Source organism: Bacillus pretiosus (assembly GCF_051294775.1).
GTDB lineage: Bacteria > Bacillota > Bacilli > Bacillales > Bacillaceae_G > Bacillus_A > Bacillus_A wiedmannii.
On sequence record NZ_JBPPHF010000002.1, the window covers coordinates 1112399 to 1132752 of the forward strand.

19 protein-coding genes are annotated in these 20354 nt (G+C 38.3%); 14 read left to right on the forward strand and 5 right to left on the reverse strand.

Features of this window, described 5'->3' with window-relative positions:
- Positions 1-114: 114 nt before the first annotated feature.
- The 7 genes from ACSG5Z_RS14030 to entD all read left to right on the forward strand — a co-directional run bounded on the left by ACSG5Z_RS14030 (position 115) and on the right by entD (position 7566).
- Positions 115-453 (forward strand): hypothetical protein, encoded by a 339-nt coding sequence (locus ACSG5Z_RS14030; protein WP_113732328.1) that lies wholly within the window; start codon positions 115-117, stop codon positions 451-453.
- A gap of 317 nt (positions 454-770) precedes the next feature.
- Positions 771-1313: a DUF420 domain-containing protein gene (locus ACSG5Z_RS14035; RefSeq protein ID WP_000228316.1), complete on the forward strand. Its 543-nt coding sequence runs from the start codon at positions 771-773 to the stop codon at positions 1311-1313.
- 117 nt (positions 1314-1430) lie between these two features.
- On the forward strand, positions 1431-2594 hold the full coding sequence (locus tag ACSG5Z_RS14040) for an iron-containing alcohol dehydrogenase (protein WP_046956536.1): 1164 nt from the start codon (positions 1431-1433) through the stop codon (positions 2592-2594).
- A 158-nt stretch (positions 2595-2752) separates the two neighbouring features.
- The gene (locus tag ACSG5Z_RS14045) at positions 2753-3505 is read left to right on the forward strand and encodes a DeoR/GlpR family DNA-binding transcription regulator (protein WP_435711597.1); all 753 of its coding nucleotides are present in this window, start codon (positions 2753-2755) and stop codon (positions 3503-3505) included.
- Positions 3502-4413 carry a 1-phosphofructokinase gene (gene pfkB / locus ACSG5Z_RS14050; RefSeq protein WP_002087960.1) on the forward strand — a complete coding sequence of 304 codons (912 nt, stop codon included), beginning with the start codon at positions 3502-3504 and terminating at the stop codon, positions 4411-4413. The genes ACSG5Z_RS14045 and pfkB overlap by 4 nt, the downstream gene beginning before the upstream one ends.
- A gap of 13 nt (positions 4414-4426) precedes the next feature.
- Positions 4427-6286, forward strand: coding sequence for a PTS fructose transporter subunit IIABC (locus ACSG5Z_RS14055; protein ID WP_087984988.1), 1860 nt, complete (start codon positions 4427-4429; stop codon positions 6284-6286).
- Between the two features lie 347 nt (positions 6287-6633).
- Positions 6634-7566 carry a cell wall-binding protein EntD gene (gene entD, locus ACSG5Z_RS14060; protein WP_060487491.1) on the forward strand — a complete coding sequence of 311 codons (933 nt, stop codon included), beginning with the start codon at positions 6634-6636 and terminating at the stop codon, positions 7564-7566.
- A 62-nt stretch (positions 7567-7628) separates the two neighbouring features.
- Here the strand turns inward: entD and ACSG5Z_RS14065 are convergent, their stop codons facing one another.
- Entirely contained in the window at positions 7629-7874 is a 246-nt protein-coding gene (locus ACSG5Z_RS14065) for a hypothetical protein (RefSeq protein ID WP_000814419.1), read from the reverse strand.
- A gap of 181 nt (positions 7875-8055) precedes the next feature.
- Here ACSG5Z_RS14065 and miaA point away from each other — a divergent pair, with 181 nt between their 5' ends.
- Both miaA and hfq read left to right on the forward strand, forming a co-directional pair.
- Positions 8056-9009 carry a tRNA (adenosine(37)-N6)-dimethylallyltransferase MiaA gene (gene miaA / locus ACSG5Z_RS14070; protein WP_000504945.1) on the forward strand — a complete coding sequence of 318 codons (954 nt, stop codon included), beginning with the start codon at positions 8056-8058 and terminating at the stop codon, positions 9007-9009.
- A 21-nt stretch (positions 9010-9030) separates the two neighbouring features.
- On the forward strand, positions 9031-9255 hold the full coding sequence (gene hfq / locus ACSG5Z_RS14075; protein WP_000813896.1) for an RNA chaperone Hfq: 225 nt from the start codon (positions 9031-9033) through the stop codon (positions 9253-9255).
- Positions 9256-9335: 80 nt separating this feature from the next.
- Here the strand turns inward: hfq and ACSG5Z_RS14080 are convergent, their stop codons facing one another.
- Positions 9336-12377, reverse strand: coding sequence for a Gly-Xaa-Xaa repeat protein (locus ACSG5Z_RS14080; protein WP_435711600.1), 3042 nt, complete (start codon positions 12375-12377; stop codon positions 9336-9338).
- Between the two features lie 116 nt (positions 12378-12493).
- Positions 12494-13456 carry a tyrosine-type recombinase/integrase gene (locus ACSG5Z_RS14085; RefSeq protein ID WP_088064237.1) on the reverse strand — a complete coding sequence of 321 codons (963 nt, stop codon included), beginning with the start codon at positions 13454-13456 and terminating at the stop codon, positions 12494-12496.
- 265 nt (positions 13457-13721) lie between these two features.
- On the opposite strand from ACSG5Z_RS14085, the gene spoVK reads away from it, so the two are divergent.
- The gene (gene spoVK, locus ACSG5Z_RS14090; protein ID WP_435711601.1) at positions 13722-14678 is read left to right on the forward strand and encodes a stage V sporulation protein K; all 957 of its coding nucleotides are present in this window, start codon (positions 13722-13724) and stop codon (positions 14676-14678) included.
- Between the two features lie 30 nt (positions 14679-14708).
- On the opposite strand, the gene ACSG5Z_RS14095 is transcribed toward spoVK, so the two are convergent.
- Positions 14709-14846, reverse strand: a complete 138-nt coding sequence (locus ACSG5Z_RS14095; RefSeq protein WP_165775587.1) for a hypothetical protein — start codon at positions 14844-14846, stop codon at positions 14709-14711.
- A 99-nt stretch (positions 14847-14945) separates the two neighbouring features.
- Positions 14946-15569 carry a trimeric intracellular cation channel family protein gene (locus ACSG5Z_RS14100; RefSeq protein WP_087982008.1) on the reverse strand — a complete coding sequence of 208 codons (624 nt, stop codon included), beginning with the start codon at positions 15567-15569 and terminating at the stop codon, positions 14946-14948.
- Between the two features lie 92 nt (positions 15570-15661).
- Here ACSG5Z_RS14100 and hflX point away from each other — a divergent pair, with 92 nt between their 5' ends.
- From hflX to glnA, 4 genes are all read left to right on the forward strand, one after another.
- Positions 15662-16936 carry a GTPase HflX gene (hflX, locus tag ACSG5Z_RS14105; RefSeq protein WP_116443126.1) on the forward strand — a complete coding sequence of 425 codons (1275 nt, stop codon included), beginning with the start codon at positions 15662-15664 and terminating at the stop codon, positions 16934-16936.
- Positions 16929-18200 carry a methionine gamma-lyase family protein gene (locus ACSG5Z_RS14110; RefSeq protein ID WP_087982013.1) on the forward strand — a complete coding sequence of 424 codons (1272 nt, stop codon included), beginning with the start codon at positions 16929-16931 and terminating at the stop codon, positions 18198-18200. The genes hflX and ACSG5Z_RS14110 overlap by 8 nt, the downstream gene beginning before the upstream one ends.
- A gap of 175 nt (positions 18201-18375) precedes the next feature.
- Complete coding sequence (glnR, locus tag ACSG5Z_RS14115) at positions 18376-18765, forward strand: transcriptional repressor GlnR (RefSeq protein WP_000656785.1); 390 nt, start codon at positions 18376-18378, stop codon at positions 18763-18765.
- Positions 18766-18813: 48 nt separating this feature from the next.
- On the forward strand, positions 18814-20148 hold the full coding sequence (gene glnA, locus ACSG5Z_RS14120; protein WP_000135338.1) for a type I glutamate--ammonia ligase: 1335 nt from the start codon (positions 18814-18816) through the stop codon (positions 20146-20148).
- The last annotated feature ends 206 nt before the right edge of the window (positions 20149-20354 follow it).

Genomic DNA, 20354 nt, shown 5'->3' on the forward strand with positions numbered 1-20354 from the left:
GTTACACCCAATCATTGCTATAAAAGAATCATATATAATCATAGAAACAAGTAATTACTATTGTCATAGTGAATATAAACTTTTTTCTTGACTTTTTATATGAAGGCGAGCAAAATGGTAAAAAAGGAAGGGGGGATGACGATGGAAGAGTACGTACTAGAGCTGTATAACTTGTTATATACGACAGAATGGCAAGATATTGTTTCATTTCTAGGAATAATGTTTTGTATGAAAATTGTAATTGTATATATGGAAGAGCAAGGTATGTTCTATTCCTTCTCATCTCCGTTCGATGTGCAGCGCGAGCCGTTGCCAAACTATGCCAAGGTAAATTACGAACAGTTTCCTTTTGTGATTTTCTTTATGATTCGATTTATAACAGCAATTGTAAAGAAAAAGGAAAGTGACGATGAAGAGTGCCATTCAACTTGTAATATAGCGACTGCTTTTTAAGCTAAATACAAGGAGGAGATTTATATGTGGTTTCGATTTCTTATGATTGGTTTCTTTTCATTAACAGCAATTTCTTTAATGGGATATCAAGTGTCTGAAATTTATCAAGCATATAGCAATACGTTTTTTAACAAAAACTAATTACATTGCTATTTAAATAATAAAGCGATAAAATCCTTCTTAAGAAGTTTTATTAAGAAGGATTTTTTTCTTTGCGCTGTCTTACTGTGTCAAACTATTGTCACATTTACACTGTGAATAATATGTTAAAATAGTGAGGTTACGTATACATATTTGAAGGAAGAGGAGTGACCATTTTGGTGGATCAATCAACTAATCAGAAAAGCTATGCTCCTATTGTGATAACGCTTTCTGTAATTGTAAATGCGATTATTTTATTTTTGTTCTTTGGACCTGTTGGCTATGAAGGAGAAGTACATTTTGATGTAACAATTTTACCAATGTTAAATGCAATTTTTAATAGCTTTACGTTCGTATTCTTATTAGCAGCTTTATACTCTATTATTAAGAAAAATGTGAAAATGCACCGTGGTTTCATCTTAGCAGCATTTACAACGACGTTGCTATTTTGTGTTTCATATTTATCGTATCATTACTTGGCGCCAGCAACACATTTTGGCGGAGAAGGATTCATTAAATATGTGTATTTCATCATTTTAATTACACATATTATCCTGGCAGCAATTATTGTACCACTTGCATTGTTTGCACTTGTATTTGGTTTTACAAATCAATTAACACGTCATCGTAAAATTGTACGTTGGACGATGCCAATTTGGTTATATGTAAGTTTATCTGGTGTTATTGTTTACTTAATGATCTCACCTTATTATCAATAAAAAATCTCAGCCTTTAGGCTGGGATTTTTTTGGTTAGGCAAATATTTTTGTGAAATGAAAAAAATATGGTATACAAAAGTATAGTTGCTTTTCATATAGAAGGGATGGTAAAGGGATATGCAAAATTTTGTATTTCGTAATCCAACGAAACTTATTTTCGGTAAAGGTCAATTGGAACAGTTAAAAACTGAAATTCCACAGTTCGGTAAAAAAGTTCTTCTCGTATACGGGGGAGGCAGCATTAAAAGAAACGGTATTTATGATAATGTAATTTCTATTTTAAAAGATATAAATGCGGAAATATTTGAATTGACAGGTGTTGAACCGAATCCTCGTGTATCAACTGTAAAGAAAGGGATTCAAATTTGTAAAGATAATGGTGTCGAATTCATATTAGCGGTTGGCGGAGGAAGTGTAATCGACTGTACGAAAGCAATTGCTGCTGGTAGCAAATATGATGGAGATGTATGGGATATTGTAACGAAAAAAGCATTTGCTAGTGAGGCGTTACCATTTGGTACGGTACTTACGCTTGCGGCAACAGGATCTGAAATGAATGCTGGTTCTGTAATTACAAACTGGGAAACGAATGAAAAATATGGCTGGGGTAGCCCAGTTACTTTCCCGCAGTTTTCGATTTTAGATCCAGTTCATACTGCGTCTGTGCCGAGGGATCAAACAATTTACGGTATGGTAGATATTATGTCACATGTATTAGAGCAATATTTCCATCATGGAACAAATACAGAATTACAAGATCGTTATTGTGAATCTGTTTTAAAAACAGTAATTGAAACTGCTCCTAAGCTTTTAAGTGATTTAGAAAATTATGAGCATAGAGAAACTATTTTATATTGCGGTACTATGGCGTTAAACGGTATTTTAGCGATGGGAGTAAAAGGAGATTGGGCGACTCATAATATTGAACATGCAGTTTCTGCGGTTCATGATATACCACACGGGGGTGGCCTTGCGATTTTATTCCCGAACTGGATGAAGCGTGTTGTAGATGAAAATGTAAGTCGTTTTAAACAGTTCGCTATTCGCGTATTCGATGTAGAAACAGATGAAAAGACTGATCGAGAAATTGCGTTAGAAGGAATTGAGGCGTTACGTCAATTTTGGACTTCAATTGAGGCACCAGTAACGTTAGCGGATTACGGTATTGGGGAAAATGAAATTGATTTAATGGCTGATAAAGCGATGGCTTATGGTGAATTTGGTAACTTTAAAAAATTAAATAAAGACGATGTTTTAAGTATATACAAAGCTTCTTTATAAGTGAATCGAAAAAAGAAACCCATTTGATATAACAATCAAATGGGTTTCTTTTTTGTTGTTTATAACTGTTTGTGACTGTTTTTGGTTATTTGTGAATGTTTCTGGTTGATTTTTGTGATCGTTTTCATTATACTGTAATCAAAGAAGAGGTGAATAAAATGTTAACTCCTGAACGTCATCAAATGATATTGCAACTTGTAAAAGAGCAGAAGGTTGTTAAATTACAGCAATTAGTGGAAAGAACAGAAAGCTCTGAATCAACAATTCGTCGTGATTTAGCGCAATTGGAAAAGCAAAGGTTATTAAAAAGAGTTCATGGTGGTGCTGCTGTTTTAACAGGAAAAGGACAAGAGCCAACGATGGTTGAAAAATCATCCAAAAACATTCAAATAAAACAACAAATTGCGAAGTATGCGGCTAGCATTGTTGAACAAGGTGATTGCATTTATTTAGATGCAGGAAGTACAACATTTGAAATGATTCCATTTTTAATAAATAAAGATGTTACTGTCGTTACGAATGGACTTATGCATATTGAAGCTTTAGTTGAAAATAATATTCGTGCGTATTTACTAGGCGGAATGATGAAAAGCAGGACGAAAGCTTTAATTGGTGCTATGGCACAGGAAAGCATGCAGAAGTACCGTTTTGATAAATGTTTCTTAGGAGCGAATGGTGTGCATGAACAGCTTGGTTATACAACTCCAGATCCAGAAGAGGCACTTTTAAAACAAATGGCATTAACATTAGCAAACGAAGGATATTTCTTAATTGATGAAAGTAAGTTTTCAGAAGTTGCGTTTGCGAAAATTGCCAATGTTGAAGAAGCAAATATTATTACAAACTATTTAGAAATTGATTTAGAAAAATATAAAAGACAAACCAATGTAATTGAGGCTGATAAACAATGATCTATACAGTTACTTTAAACCCATCTATTGATTATGTAGTACAAGTTAATTCCTTCGATTTAGGAGCAGTAAATCGAGCAGAGAAAGATATGAAATTTCCTGGAGGGAAAGGCATTAACGTTTCTCGTGTTCTTCATCGTTTAGGTGTTGAAAATGTAGCGCTTGGATTTACTGGTGGATTTACCGGTCGATTTATTAAAGATGTATTACAGGCGGAAGGTGTAACAACAAACTTCGTCCAAGTAGACGGTGATTCCCGAATTAATGTGAAAATAAAAGGGCAAGAAGAGACAGAATTAAATGGGCAAGGTCCTAATGTGACAAATGAACAATTTGAACAATTAATGAAACAAATTGAAAGTATGAGGCAGGGAGATTGTGTTGTACTAGCTGGAAGTGTACCGGCGTCTATCTCAACTACTTTTTATGAATCAATCGCAGCGCTCGGTGCTGAGAAAGGTATTCGCGTAGTAGTCGATGCAAGTGGAAGTGCGCTGCAGCATGTAATTAAAAATAAACCATTTTTAATAAAGCCTAATCATCATGAACTTGGTGAGTTATTCGGAGTAGAGATTTCAACAGTAGAAGATGTTTTACCGTTTGGAAGAAAATTAGTTGAACAAGGTGTAGAGCACGTTATCGTATCAATGGCTGGAGATGGGGCTTTATTATTTACGGCAGAAGGTATATATGAAGCAACTGTTCCAAAAGGTGTTGTAATTAATTCGGTCGGGGCCGGAGATTCTCTCGTTGCAGGATTTGTAGGTAAATATGAACAGACAAAAGATATTGAAAAGGCATTTCAATATGGCGTTGCAACAGGGAGTGCAACAGCATTTTCAGCTGATTTATGTGAAAAAGAAAAAGTAGAAGAATTATTGTCGCAAGTAATTGTAACTAAGCGATAGGGGGAAGTAACATATGAAAATTACAGAACTATTAAAAAGGGATACAGTTATTATGAACTTGACAGCTTCAAATAAAGAAGCTGTCATAGATGAATTAGTTGAGAAATTAGACGGAGCAAATCGTTTAAATAGTAAAGCTGAATTTAAAGAAGCTATTTTAAAGCGAGAGTCACAAAGTACAACTGGTATAGGGGAAGGGATTGCAATACCTCATGCGAAAACAAAAGCTGTTAAGCAACCAGCGATTTGTTTTGGTAGAAGTGTAAGCGGTATCAACTATGAATCGCTTGATGGGCAGCCTGCACATTTATTCTTTATGATTGCTGCGAGCGAAGGGGCGAATAATACGCATTTAGAAACGTTATCGCGCCTATCTACATTATTAATGGATGAAGGATTTCGTAAGCAATTGTTAGAAGCGAAGGATGAAGAGGAACTTCTTCGTTTATTTGATGAAAAAGAGAATGAAAAAGAAGAAGAAGACATTGAAGTTGCAAAACCAGAAGGAAATGAACCATACGTACTAGCAGTTACGGCTTGCCCAACTGGAATCGCTCACACCTATATGGCAGCGGATAGCTTGAAAGCAAAAGCAGCAGAGCTAGGAATAGCGATTAAAGTTGAAACGAATGGATCAACAGGTATAAAAAACGCTTTAACGAAAGAGGACATTGAACGAGCAACAGCTATTATCGTTGCCGCAGATAAACAAGTAGAAATGAACCGTTTTGCTGGGAAGCATGTTATTCAAGTGCCAGTCGCTGATGGGATTAGAAAAACGGAAACACTTCTTAATCGAGCTGTAAAACAAGACGCGCCAATCTTTAATGGAATAAAGGAAGATGGGAAGACAGAAAGTACAGAGAAAGAAAAAGGGTTAGGAATTTATAAGCACTTAATGAACGGTGTAAGTAATATGCTTCCATTCGTTGTGGGTGGAGGAATTTTAATTGCACTAGCATTTTGGATTGGTGGTATAAAAGCAGAAGGACCATTGGCTGAATTGTTAATGTCTATTGGTGGAGGCAAAACAGGTGCGTTTTTATTCCTCGTACCAATTTTAGCTGGATTTATTGCGAGTTCTATTGCTGATCGTCCAGGATTTATGCCTGGTGTTGTCGGTGGATTTTTAGCAGCACATGCGAATGCTGGATTTTTAGGGGGATTAATTGCTGGTTTCTTAGCTGGGTATGTTGTTTTAGGATTGAAAAGATTATTTTCAGGATTACCAGCACAGTTAGAAGGAATTAAACCTGTATTGTTATATCCGGTCTTTGGATTGTTGATTACAGGAGTTGTTATGCAAAAAGTAGTAATTCCGCCTGTAGTAGCATTGAATGAAATGTTAACAGGATGGTTAAATGGTTTGAACGGTACAAATGCTATATTACTAGGTCTTATATTAGGTGGTATGATGGCAATTGATATGGGTGGTCCAATTAATAAAGCTGCATTTACATTTGGTATTGCTGCAATAGAAGCGCAGAACTTTGGCGTACACTCTGCTGTTATGGCCGGTGGTATGGTACCACCATTAGCGATTGCATTCGCAACTACTTTCTTTAAATCAAAATTTACTGAAGCAGAGCGTAAATCTGGTTTAACAAATTATATTATGGGAGCATCGTTTATTACAGAAGGTGCGATTCCATTTGCAGCTGCAGATCCGATTCGAGTAATAGTAAGTTGTGTTGTTGGTTCAAGTATTGCGGGTGCATTATCTATGTTATTCCAAATTACATTACCAGCACCGCATGGTGGATTGTTTGTTATCGCATTAGTAAATAAACCGGTGCTATATATTTTCTCGATATTCATAGGGACAGTTATTTCAGCTCTTATGATGGGGATTTGGAAAAAGAAAGTTAAATAACACATGAAAAAGGAGTAGCTTTTATTAGCTGCTCTTTTTTATTACAAAAAAGGAGATTAATAATTGGAGAATGATGAATTTTGGTAAAAGATGTAATGAAATATAGTTTTTTTGTAACAAAAAAGTAATACTGTAATTTTTTTTGGAAAAAAATTCTGGGCTAGTATGTGGAAAATATATGAAAACTATTGGGGATTCTATTAGAAATGGAATTCATTAATATGGAAATTTATGTTACAACTCATTAATCGTGTATTACGAATGGTTTGTAATTGTGTGATTTCTAAAAATCCTAAAAATCTGTTGCTATAATGAAAATACGAAAACAAAGCAAATGGAGGCTATTCATGAAAAAATTATTAGGTATAGCAACGGCGGCAGTTTTTGGTCTTGGGATTTTTGCAGGTTCTGCGAAAGCAGAAACGATTGTAACAACAGACGTATTAAATGTTAGAGAAAACCCAACTGTAGAGTCAAAGCTTGTAGGTAAAATGTTAAGTGGAAATAAATTAGATGTTATAAATACAGAAAACGGATGGGCAAAAATTAAATTAAATGGTAAAGAAGCGTTTGTAAGTGCTGAATTTACAAAAAGTACATATTATGTAACGCCGGGCGTGTTAAATGTTCGTGCTGGAGCGAATACTGACTCTGAAATTCTTGGTAAACTGAATAAAGATGATGTAATTGAAACGACAAATCAAGTTCAAAATGAATGGTTACAATTTGACTATAATGGAAAAACAGGATATGTTCACATGCCATTTTTAACAGGGACGGCACCTGTAATTGAAAAGAAAGAAGTTGTAACGCAAGAAGAGGCGCCAGTAAGAGTAAATACGCCGGTTAAAAATAATAAAGTAGTTAAGAGCAAAGAGTCTGTTAAAAATGTAGAATCAAGTAAACCTGTGGCAAAACAGCAGTCAACTACGAAACAAGTTACGAAATCTACTGAAACAAGTGCACCTGCTGGTGGACGTGAAATAACAGTAGAAGCGACAGCGTATACAGCGCATCCAAGTGAGAATGGTACGTATGGTGGTCGTGTATTAACTGCAATGGGGCATGATTTAACAGCAAATCCGAATATGAAAGTAATTGCTGTTGATCCTAAAGTAATTCCGCTTGGATCAAAAGTATGGGTAGAAGGATATGGAGAAGCGATTGCTGGAGATACTGGTGGTGCGATTAAAGGAAATCGTATTGATGTATTAGTCGGTTCAGATGGTAGTGCCGATAGCTGGGGGCGCAAATCTGTAAAAGTGAAAGTAATCAAATAGTGTATATGTATTAATATAAAAGGCGGTTGCTTGAAAGTATGTAGGCAACCGCTTTTTATGGATTATTGAAAAGGATAAATAGTTTTACCTGTAATAATTTTATATGCACTGCAAAATTGATTTTGTATATACTCTGTATTTTTATTTTCTGGATGTAATGTTGTTTCTTGGAGAGTAGAATGAAAAGAACGTAGCAAACAATTTAAGGCGAAATATAATTCTTCTTGTGAACAATTTTGTTCTTTTGTAGCAGTAGCTAAAATAAGGTCTTTTGTTAAAGATGAAAAATTGATGGTGGATTGTTTCATAGTCAACTCATCCTCTCGAAGGTATTTTTAATCATGTATATGCGGAATTGGACAAACTATGTTCTTTTTTATTTGTAATTTCATGTACCGGAATGAAAGAACTTGCAATCATGCCGTTAAAATTGGTAAGATTGGATATAATCAATAGATGGAGTACATTACATAAAGAGAGTTGAATGATATGGGAGAAGTGCAACGTGAAAAAGTTGCTGTCATCATTGGACCAACTGCTGTTGGAAAGACGAAGTTAAGTATTGATCTTGCCAAAGCGTTGAATGGTGAAATTATAAGTGGAGATTCCATGCAGATTTATCGTACGATGGATATTGGAACTGCAAAGGTGACAAAAGAAGAGATGGATGGAATTCCGCATTATATGGTCGATATAAAAAATCCGGAAGAATCATTTTCTGTTGCCGAATTTCAAGAACGTGTTCGTAAGCATATTCGAGAGATTACAGAGCGTGGTAAATTGCCAATTATCGTTGGTGGAACTGGTCTGTATATACAATCTGTTTTATTCGATTATCAGTTTACGGATGATGCTGGCGATACTATATACCGAGAACAAATGGAAAAGTTAGCATTAGAACGTGGTGTGGAATATGTACATAAGAAATTACAAGAAGTAGACCCAGAAAGTGCTGAGCGTATTCATGCAAATAATGTACGTCGTGTCATTAGAGCGTTAGAAATTTTCCACACGACGGGTGAAAAAATGAGTGATCAACTTGAAAAACAAGAAAACGAGTTATTATACGATGTTTCCTTGATTGGCTTGACAATGGATCGAGAAATGCTATACGATCGCATTAACTTACGAGTTGATATAATGATGGACCAAGGGTTATTAGAAGAAGTAGAAGGATTGTATAATAGAGGGATACGAGATTGTCAATCTATTCAAGCGATTGGGTATAAAGAGATATATGATTATTTTGAGGATCGTGTCTCTTTAGAAGAAGCGGTATCACAATTAAAGACGAATTCACGTCGTTATGCAAAGCGTCAATTAACGTGGTTCCGTAATAAGATGGATGTCACGTGGTTTGATGTTACAGGCGGTGAAAAAACGTCAGAAATTTTACGATACATAGAAGGAAAGTTACAACTAAAGTCGAATAATAGTAAGTAGAGAAAAAGAGGAGGATTCGACATGAAGCAATCAATCAATATTCAAGATCAGTTTTTAAATCAACTCCGTAAAGAAAATACGTTTGTTACGCTGTACTTATTAAATGGTTTCCAGCTTCGTGGATTAATTAAAGGATTTGATAATTTTACAGTCCTACTGGAAACAGAAGGTAAGCAACAGCTTATTTATAAACATGCAATTTCTACATTTGTACCACAAAAAAATGTTTCAATTGAATTAGAGTAGTAATGAATTATTGTACATAACAAAAAAAGAGCGAATTTCTCGCTCTTTTTTTATTTGCCATAAACGATACATAGTGAAATTTAAGCGATTCTAAATACAGTAAGGCGAATGTTAGTGTTTCCTGTTTCAGGAATTGTAATTTCGCTAAGGGTAGGTTTGACGGAAATGTTTGCGCCGGCAGCTAATGTTTCGATCGTAGTGAATGAAAGTGAGTCGCCTATTAGATTTGAAGAGAAGTTGTCAGTTGCGACTGCTCCATTTATTGAAATTCCTACTCCAAGTGGGGCGCATCCTGGTGCAGTTGTAGAGATGGATACGCTAATGACATAAATACCAGCGTTGATAACAGTAACTGTATCTGTGCCATTGAAGATAATGTTGTTTACGTTGATTGCAGTATTAAAAATGAAGTTGTTAAATTGGAGTACTGTTTGTTGAATGTTGTTTGTAACAACAATTGTTGCTACAGGGAAGCTAGGTCCAGTAGGCCCGGTTGGTCCAGTAGGTCCACCAGAAGGTCCAGTAGGTCCAGTAGCTCCTATACCAGTGGCGCCAGTAGCACCTGTTGGTCCTTGAACGCCTTGAGGTCCAGTAGCACCTGTGTTACCTTGAACGCCTTGAGGTCCAGTGGCACCGGTAGCGCCCGTGTTACCTTGAACGCCTTGAGGTCCGGTAGCACCCGTGTTACCTTGAACGCCTTGAGGTCCAGTGGCACCGGTAGCGCCCGTGTTACCTTGAACGCCTTGAGGTCCAGTGGCACCGGTAGCGCCCGTGTTACCTTGAACGCCTTGAGGTCCAGTGGCACCGGTAGCGCCCGTGTTACCTTGAACGCCTTGAGGTCCGGTAGCACCCGTGTTACCTTGAACACCTTGAGGTCCAGTGGCACCGGTAGCGCCTGTGTTACCTTGAACGCCTTGAGGTCCAGTAGCACCCGTGTTACCTTGGGCCCCTTGAGGTCCAGTGGCACCAGTAGCGCCTGTGTTACCTTGAACGCCTTGAGGTCCAGTAGCACCCGTGTTACCTTGGGCCCCTTGAGGTCCAGTGGCACCAGTAGCACCAGTAGCACCTGTATTACCTTGAACACCTTGAGGTCCAGTAGCACCAGTAGCACCCGTGTTACCTTGAACACCTTGAGGTCCAGTAGCACCAGTAGCACCCGTGTTACCTTGAACACCTTGAGGTCCAGTAGCACCAGTAGCACCCGTGTTACCTTGAGCGCCTTGAGGTCCAGTGGCACCAGTAGCACCAGTAGCACCCGTGTTACCTTGAACGCCCTGAGGTCCAGTAGCGCCTGTGTTACCTTGAGGTCCGGTAGCACCAGTAGCACCCGTGTTACCTTGAACGCCCTGAGGTCCAGTAGCGCCTGTGTTACCTTGAGGTCCGGTAGCACCAGTAGCGCCTGTGTTACCTTGAGGTCCGGTAGCACCAGTAGCACCCGTGTTACCTTGAACACCTTGAGGTCCAGTAGCACCAGTAGCGCCCGTGTTACCTTGAGGTCCGGTAGCACCAGTAGCACCCGTGTTACCTTGAACACCTTGAGGTCCAGTAGCACCAGTAGCGCCAGTGTTACCTTGAGGTCCAGTAGCACCAGTAGCGCCAGTGTTACCTTGAACGCCTTGAGGTCCAGTGGCACCGGTAGCACCTGTGTTACCTTGAGGTCCAGTGGCACCAGTAGCGCCCGTGTTACCTCGAGGTCCAGTGGCACCAGTAGCACCCGTGTTACCCTGAGGCCCAGTGGCACCGGTAGCACCCGTGTTACCTTGAGGCCCAGTGGCACCGGTAGCACCAGTAGCACCCGTGTTACCTCGAGGCCCAGTGGCACCAGTAGCACCCGTGTTACCCTGAGGCCCAGTGGCACCAGTAGCGCCCGTGTTACCTTGAGGCCCAGTGGCACCAGTAGCGCCCGTGTTACCTTGAGGTCCAGTAGCGCCTGTGTTACCTCGAGGTCCGGTAGCACCAGTAGCGCCTGTGTTACCTCGAGGTCCGGTAGCACCAGTAGCGCCTGTGTTACCTCGAGGCCCAGTGGCACCAGTAGCGCCCGTGTTACCTTGAGGCCCAGTGGCACCAGTAGCACCCGTGTTACCCTGAGGCCCAGTGGCACCGGTAGCACCCGTGTTACCTTGAGGCCCAGTGGCACCGGTAGCACCCGTGTTACCTCGAGGCCCAGTGGCACCGGTAGCACCAGTAGCACCCGTGTTACCCTGAGGCCCAGTGGCACCAGTAGCGCCCGTGTTACCTCGAGGTCCAGTGGCACCAGTAGCGCCCGTGTTACCTTGAGGCCCAGTGGCACCAGTAGCGCCCGTGTTACCTTGAGGTCCGGTAGCACCAGTAGCGCCTGTGTTACCTCGAGGCCCAGTGGCACCAGTAGCGCCTGTGTTACCTTGAGGCCCAGTGGCACCGGTAGCACCTGTGTTACCTTGAGGTCCGGTAGCACCAGTAGCGCCCGTGTTACCTCGAGGTCCGGTAGCACCGGTAGCACCTGTGTTACCTTGAGATCCGGTAGCACCAGTAGCGCCTGTGTTACCTTGAGGTCCGGTAGCACCAGTAGCGCCCGTGTTACCTCGAGGTCCGGTAGCACCAGTAGCACCTGTGTTACCTTGAGGTCCGGTAGCACCAGTAGCGCCTGCTGGCCCAGTAGGCCCGGTAGGTCCTTTAATGAATGAAGCAGAATTAACTAGAGCGGTTTGTAATGCTGCTATTAATTTAAGAAGCTCTTGAAGTGTGCAAGGGTCGATTCGGAATAGTTTTGTAATGTATAGTAAATAATTAATTAGATTTTGAAGCTCGATAAATACAGCGCTTGCTACGAAGGTTGGATTTTTTAATATAGTTATTAAGTTTTTAATAATAGCTAACCCTTGTGCTTTCAGGGAGGAAGTAGCGTCTAGTGAACAAATAAATTTACTTAGTAGGTTCAATGTATCGATTAGATCTTCAATGTTTTGAGGAGATGGATTTGCGAAAAGTTTTGGGATTATTTTTGTTAAATCAATAATGATTGCACGGAATGTTTTAAGTTGTACCTTAGTAACTGGGATTGATGGGGTATTTGGGATTCGTCCGGCGCTACTTGGAAAGCATGGTTTGGAGAATTTGTTCTGACTGTCGTTAAAATGAGACATTAAATCTCTCCTTTCTCATGAGGATATGAACGAAACTCATCATAGTAGATGCAAAAATTAGTTAAATGGTCATAGTAAAATCGTTTGTTTAAAGAAAAAATAGAAAAAACGCCTTATCATAAGGCGTTTTTTCTATTTTCTGCGTATTGATAATATCGTTTTAGTGAAACTTTTGATTTGAATCCAGCTAGTTTTATAATTTCTGACTCCGGAGTTTCTTTTTTTATTAAGTTTAAAATATAGGTGTTACGAAAGTGTTGTCCTGAGATTCCTTTGCGTAAATTAGCTCTAGATACTTCAAGGCGAATCATTTTTTGAATAGCGATTTCTGTTAATCCCTTCGGTGCATCATTTTCGTATACCCATCTGTATGTTCCACGATTAAAATCAAATGCGATAAATAATGGGTCATGGCTATGATATTTTGGACGAACGGGTTCAGGGATGCTTTTGTAATAAGCATATAGTTGTTTTTTGTCTTCGTTAGTTAATGTAATTGTTCTTTCTACCCCTGCGGTTGCTGGGATAGATAATGTGTTAGTTTCAAAGTGGACGTGATGCAGAGTTAATGCTGTAAGTTCCTGTAAGGATAATCCATAGTCGATTAATAAGTTTAAAATAACGATATTACGATCTATCAATAAAGGGCGCACAGGACGTTGTTTTTCTGAAAGTCCTTCCAATGAAGAGACTATATGTTTTAATCTTTTTTCCTCATCAGATGAAATGAAATCTTCATCGCGAAGCCTGCGGTCTGGTTGGATAGAAATTTCCATATTCTTTAATGGATTAGGGATGTTTAGAAAGTGATGCATTCTATTTAATACAATAAATACACGGTGCATCGTTTTCTCTGAGTAATGTCGATTCTTTTTTAAGTCGAAAAAATAATCTTCATAGTCTTTTGTACAAAGTGTAGCCCATATATTACTGGAAGGGAGCTTTTTGTTTTTTTTTAACCAATGTCCGAAATCTTCAATGTCATAAACATAACGTTTAATGGTTGAAGGTTTTCGGCCTTTATTCAATAAAAAAATAGAAAAGGCTTGTATTGTATCATGGAATTCCGTTGTCTCCATAGTCCCACCACCTTCATTATTTCTTATATTATAGCAAACTTTTCTGAAAATAGTCATTTGCAAGGGAGACAGGAATAATAATATTTGGTGAGTGGATAAAGCGAAATTTTAATCAGTGGGATTTTGTTAATCCATCGCTGATCATTAGCCTGCACCAATCGGGCATTTACGGGCAATTATCTGCCGCCTAACTTCCTAATATTTGCTGAATTTTGAGGTGGGAGTCTTACTGCTCGCAAATAGCGGGATAAAATGAGGTGATTGTATGGAACAATCGATGCGAAAGAAAAATAATAATCAAATTAATATTGTGTTAAATCATCGAAAGAAAACTTCTTTACCAGCCGCAGAAAATAAAACAGTAATTTCAAATGAAACTACTACGAAACATGAGATGCTGCAAAGAATTGAAGAAGAAATGGGAAAGCTTATTGGGATGGATGATATAAAAAAGATAATAAAAGAAATATATGCTTGGATTTATGTAAATAAAAAAAGACAAGAAATAGGGTTAAAGTCTGAGAAGCAAGTACTCCATATGTTGTTTAAAGGGAATCCAGGTACAGGGAAGACAACTGTTGCTAGAATGATAGGGAAATTGTTGTTTGAGATGAATATTCTATCAAAAGGGCACTTAGTTGAAGCTGAACGTGCGGATCTTGTAGGAGAGTACATCGGTCATACAGCTCAAAAAACAAGAGATTTAATAAAAAAAGCAATGGGAGGTATTTTGTTTATTGATGAGGCGTATTCATTAGCCCGAGGGGGAGAAAAAGATTTTGGGAAAGAAGCAATTGATACACTCGTAAAGCATATGGAAGATAAACAACACGGTTTTGTATTGATATTAGCCGGATATTCAAGAGAAATGAATCACTTTCTTTCATTAAATCCAGGTCTGCAATCACGTTTTCCGTTTATAATTGAATTTGCGGATTACTCAGTAAATCAGTTGTTAGAAATAGGGAAGAGGATGTATGAAGAACGTGAATACCAGTTATCGAAAGAGGCTGAATGGAAATTTAGGGATCATTTACATGCCGTAAAGTACTCATCGCAAATTACATCGTTTAGTAATGGAAGATATGTACGGAATATTGTTGAAAAATCGATTCGTACACAGGCTATGCGGTTGTTGCAAGAGGATACGTATGATAAATATGATTTAATTGGGATATCAAGTTGTGATTTGATGCTTGAAGAGGAGACGCACAGTACGTAAACTGTGCGTCTGTTTTTTGTATAAGTGCTTTTACTCTTTTTTTGCTTTTTCTTGATAAGATTTATGGAAGTGTTCCATTTTAGCGCTTTTTTCGTGTGCAGAATTAGGATCGTGTCCAATTTGACCTACTGAGCTTTTTTGAGCGCCTTTATTAACATGGTTTGTCATTTGTATTCACCTCGCTTTGAGGATTAGTATAAACATTATGTAAAGAAAAACTCATTAGAAAAGAAAAACCTCTTTACGATATGTAAAGAGGTTAGATTGCTATTTATACATTGAACGTTCTTTTGTATCGATACGTCTATGCGGTAAATGCCATTTGTAATGAATAGAAACCATGCGGAAGCAAACAATTAAAATGAATAAGGTATATAGAGCCCAATCGCTAACAATAATTTGAGCGCCGATTAAGAAACCTGCTAGAATCGTCCAAAAGGCATATACTTCAGCTCGAAGGACGAGAGGTTTTCTGCGGGCTAAAAGATCGCGGATGATACCACCGCCAATACCAGTTAAAACAGCTGCTACGATTGTAGCGCTAATTGGTAAATTTAATTTTTGAGCATATAATGCTCCTTGTACGGCGAATGCTGATAAGCCGATAGCATCAGTGATATTTTCCCACTTTTTCCAATGTCTAATTAATTTATTAGGAAAAAGAAAAATAATCGTCATTGATAGTAGTGCGATTTGGAATAACATGTCTTGTTGCCAAAACGCGACAATCGGATAACCGATTAATAAATTACGAAGGGCACCTCCCCCAAATGCGGTTGCCATTCCTAAAATATACACCCCGAAAATATCATAATCCTCTTCCATTGCAACAATGGCTCCGCTTAGTGCGAAAGCGATTGTGCCTATGATGCTAAAAATCTCCCATGCCATGAATTTTCTCCCCCGCTAACTAGATGAAATGTGCTTCCTCTGCTATTATATTAGAAGGTTTAAATTTCGAAAAGGATGAGTGAACATATTTGATGGAAGAAAAAGAAAAAGTCATATTAGTAGGCTGTCAATTGCCACAAGATGATGATGAAAAGTTTATGCATTCCATGAAAGAGCTTGCATCGCTAGCGAAGACTGCACGAGCAGAATTGTTAGTGTCTACAACGCAAAAACGACCGAAGTTTCATCCGGCGACTTATATAGGTAAAGGGAAATTAGAAGAGCTTACAATGTTAACGGAAGAATTAGAACCGGATGTTATCGTATTTAATAACGAATTAACGCCGAGTCAAATTCGGAATTTATCCTCAGTATTAGATGCGAGGGTAATTGATCGAACGCAACTAATATTAGATATTTTTGCGCAACGTGCGAAGTCGAGGGAAGGTAAGCTTCAAGTAGAACTAGCTCAGTTGCAATATACAATGCCACGTCTTATGGGGCAAGGATTGTCTTTATCACGTCTTGGTGGTGGTATTGGGACGAGAGGGCCGGGTGAGACGAAACTTGAGACGGATCGTCGTCATATTCGATCACGCGTTGATGAAATAAAGAAACAACTTGCAGTTGTTGTGGAGCATCGAAAAAGATATCGTGAGAGAAGAAAAGATAATAAAGTATTTCAAGTTTCATTAATAGGGTATACGAATGCGGGAAAATCTACACTGTTTAATAGATTGACGGAAGCAGATACGTTTGAAGAAAACTTGTTGTTTGCAACGCTAGACCCGACGACAAGGAAGATGCAGTTACCTTCAGGTTATACAGTATTACTAACTGATACGGTGGGCTTTATACAAGATTTACCTACGTCATTAATTGCTGCTTTTCGTTCGACATTAGAAGAAGCTGGTGAAGCGGATGTTATTTTACATGTAGTTGATTCAGCGGATCCTAATTATGTAGGGCATGAGAAAACAGTAAAACAATTATTGTCAGAACTTGAAATTAATCATATTCCTATTATTACGTTATATAATAAAAAAGATGAATTACATCAAAACTTTATTCCGTTTCCGAAAAGTGACTTCTTAATGACTAGTGCCTTTGAACAAAGTGATTTATTGCATATAAAAGAAGCGATAGAAACGAAAATGAAGGAAGAAATGAATCGTTATCAAGTGGAAATTCCACCGAGTGAAGGTAAGTTGTTAACGCTATTAAAGACGGAGACGCTATTAACAAAGATGGAGTTTCTGGAAGATAAATTTGTATATAATTGCGTGGGGTATATTTTTGCTCATTCATCGCTTAATGTGCAATTAAAGAGATTTTTAGTGGAAGAAGGAGAAAATAAAAATGTTTGATCGTTTGAAAAATGGAGAAAAAATTGCTCCAATCGTAAAAGAAGTAGAGAGCCAGATTACAGAAGTACATAAACGCGCGGATGAAGTAATTGAAAGCAATCAGTTTCGAGTGTTAGAAAGTTTCCGTAAACATAAAATTAGTGACTCGCATTTTATTCCGACGACAGGTTACGGTTATGATGATATTGGCCGTGATACGTTAGAAAAAGTGTATGCGGATGTATTTGGAGCGGAAGCTGGTCTTGTTCGTCCGCAAATTATTTCAGGTACTCATGCTATTTCTACAGCGTTATTCGGTGTTTTACGTCCGGGAGATGAGTTATTGTACATCACTGGCAAACCGTATGATACATTAGAAGAAATCGTTGGTGTACGCGGAAAAGGTGTAGGTTCATTTAAAGAATATAATATTGGTTATAATGCAGTTCCGCTTACTGAAGAGGGGCTTGTTGATTTTGGAGCTGTTGCGACTGCAATTCATAGTAATACGAAGATGATTGGGATTCAGCGCTCAAAAGGTTATGCTACTCGTCCATCGTTTACTATTTCTCAAATTAAAGAGATGATAGCATTCGTTAAAGAAATTAAACCTGATGTTGTTGTGTTTGTAGATAACTGTTATGGTGAGTTTATTGAAGAGCAAGAGCCATGTCATGTAGGTGCAGATTTAATGGCAGGTTCGCTTATTAAAAACCCTGGTGGTGGAATTGTTAAAACTGGTGGTTACATTGTTGGTAAAGAACAGTATGTTGAAGCGTGTGCATATCGATTAACATCTCCGGGAATCGGTGCGGAAGCAGGGGCATCTTTATACAGTCTGCAAGAAATGTATCAAGGTTTCTTCTTAGCGCCGCATGTAGCGGGACAAGCGCTAAAAGGTGCGATTTTTACAGCTGCATTTTTAGAGAAGTTAGGAATGAATACATCACCAGCATGGAATGCACCAAGAACAGATTTAATTCAGTCTGTTCAATTTGATGATAAAGAGCGTATGATTGCATTCTGCCAAGCGATTCAATATGCATCTCCAATTAATTCTCACTTCACTCCATATGCCAACTATATGCCGGGTTATGAAGATGATGTAATTATGGCTGCGGGAACGTTTATTCAAGGTGCAAGTATTGAATTGTCAGCTGATGGTCCAATTCGTCCGCCTTATGTTGCTTACGTGCAAGGTGGGTTAACTTATTCACATGTGAAGATTGCGATTTGTTCTGCAATTGATGCGTTAATTGAAAAAGAATTATTAACAATTTCTTAAGGGGAAGCTGTCGATTTCGACAGCTTTTTTCGTGTGAAAGTAATGATTAATCTCATTAGAAAAAAGAATGAAAAAATTTATAAAAAAATCATGTAAGAAAAGCTAACATCTATTGACACTAAACATAACATGGTATAAAATGAGAAGCAGTTAAGGCGAAGGAGGAACTGAAACAATGAAAGAAGATAGACGTTCTGCCCCGCTGTTTCCTATTGGTATTGTTATGGATTTAACACAATTATCTGCACGTCAAATTCGCTACTATGAAGAGCATAATCTTGTTTCTCCAACCCGTACAAAGGGGAATCGTAGATTATTTTCATTTAACGATGTAGATAAGTTGTTAGAGATTAAAGATTTATTAGATCAAGGCTTGAATATGGCTGGTATTAAACAAGTGTTACTAATGAAAGTAAATCAAACAGAAACAGTGAAAGTAAAAGAAGAAACGAAAGAAATTTCAAAAACTGAGCTTCGCAAAATACTTCGAGATGAACTACAACATACAGGTAGATTTAATCGGACTTCATTGCGACAAGGTGACATTTCAAGGTTTTTTCACTAAAGATAACTGATTCTGAAGGTGTTTAGAGGGACTAAGGAGGAATTTATAATGGCTAGGTACACAAGAGAAGATATTTTCCGTTTGGCGAAAGAAGAGAATGTAAAGTATATCCGCTTACAATTTACGGACCTTTTAGGAGTAATTAAAAACGTAGAAATTCCAGTGAGCCAATTAACAAAAGCTCTTGATAACAAAATGATGTTTGATGGATCTTCTATTGAAGGTTTCGTACGTATTGAAGAATCTGATATGTACTTATATCCAGATTTAGATACTTGGGTAATTTTCCCTTGGACAGCTGAAAAAGGAAAAGTAGCTCGATTAATCTGTGATATTTACAATGCAGATGGCACTCCATTTGATGGCGATCCACGTAACAACTTAAAGCGTGTATTAAAAGAAATGGAAGCATTGGGATTCTCAGATTTCAATCTTGGACCAGAGCCAGAATTCTTCCTATTTAAAGTAGATGAAAAAGGAAATCCAACATTAGAATTAAACGATAACGGTGGATACTTCGACCTTGCGCCGATGGATCTAGGGGAAAACTGTCGTCGTGATATCGTGCTTGAACTTGAAGAAATGGGCTTTGAAATTGAAGCGTCTCACCATGAGGTTGCTCCAGGGCAACATGAAATTGACTTTAAATATGCAAATGCAATTCGCTCATGTGATGACATTCAAACATTCAAACTTGTTGTAAAAACAATTGCTCGTAAACATGGTTTACACGCAACATTTATGCCAAAACCATTATATGGTGTGAACGGTTCAGGTATGCACTGTAACTTATCACTATTCAAAAATGGTGAGAACGTATTCTTCGATCAAAACGGTGACTTACAATTAAGTGATGATGCTCGTCACTTCATCGCAGGTATTTTAAAACACGCACCAGCATTTACAGCGGTAGCAAATCCAACTGTAAACTCTTACAAGCGTTTAGTACCTGGATACGAAGCTCCTTGTTACGTAGCATGGTCTGCACAAAACCGTAGCCCATTAGTACGTATCCCTGCATCTCGTGGTATTAGTACACGCGTAGAAGTACGTAGTGTTGACCCAGCTGCAAACCCATATTTAGTAATGGCTACATTATTAGCAGCAGGTCTTGATGGAATTAAAAACAAATTAACTCCACCAGCTGCAGTAGACCGTAACATCTATGTAATGACAAAAGAAGAGCGCGAAGAAGCAGGTATCGTTGACTTACCAGCAACATTAGCGCAAGCATTAGTTACATTACAATCTAATGAAGTAGTATGCGGTGCACTAGGAGAACATTTACTTGAGCACTTCATCGAAGCAAAAGAGATTGAGTGGGACATCTTCCGCACGCAAGTTCACCAATGGGAACGCGATCAATATATGTCTCTATACTAAGAGAGAAAAAAGCCTTGATACTACGGTATCAGGGCTTTTTTTTATTTGTGGGCAAATATAAAGGCTTGTGAAATGAATTAGATGGGTGCCCGCAAAGTGCTCGAAAAAAGTCATGTGGATTATTTAAAATGCGTGCTAGCTATGAATGAAAATGTGGAAGTTGAAATATGGTGTGGATGTATTTAATTCGAAAATTAAGTATTGAA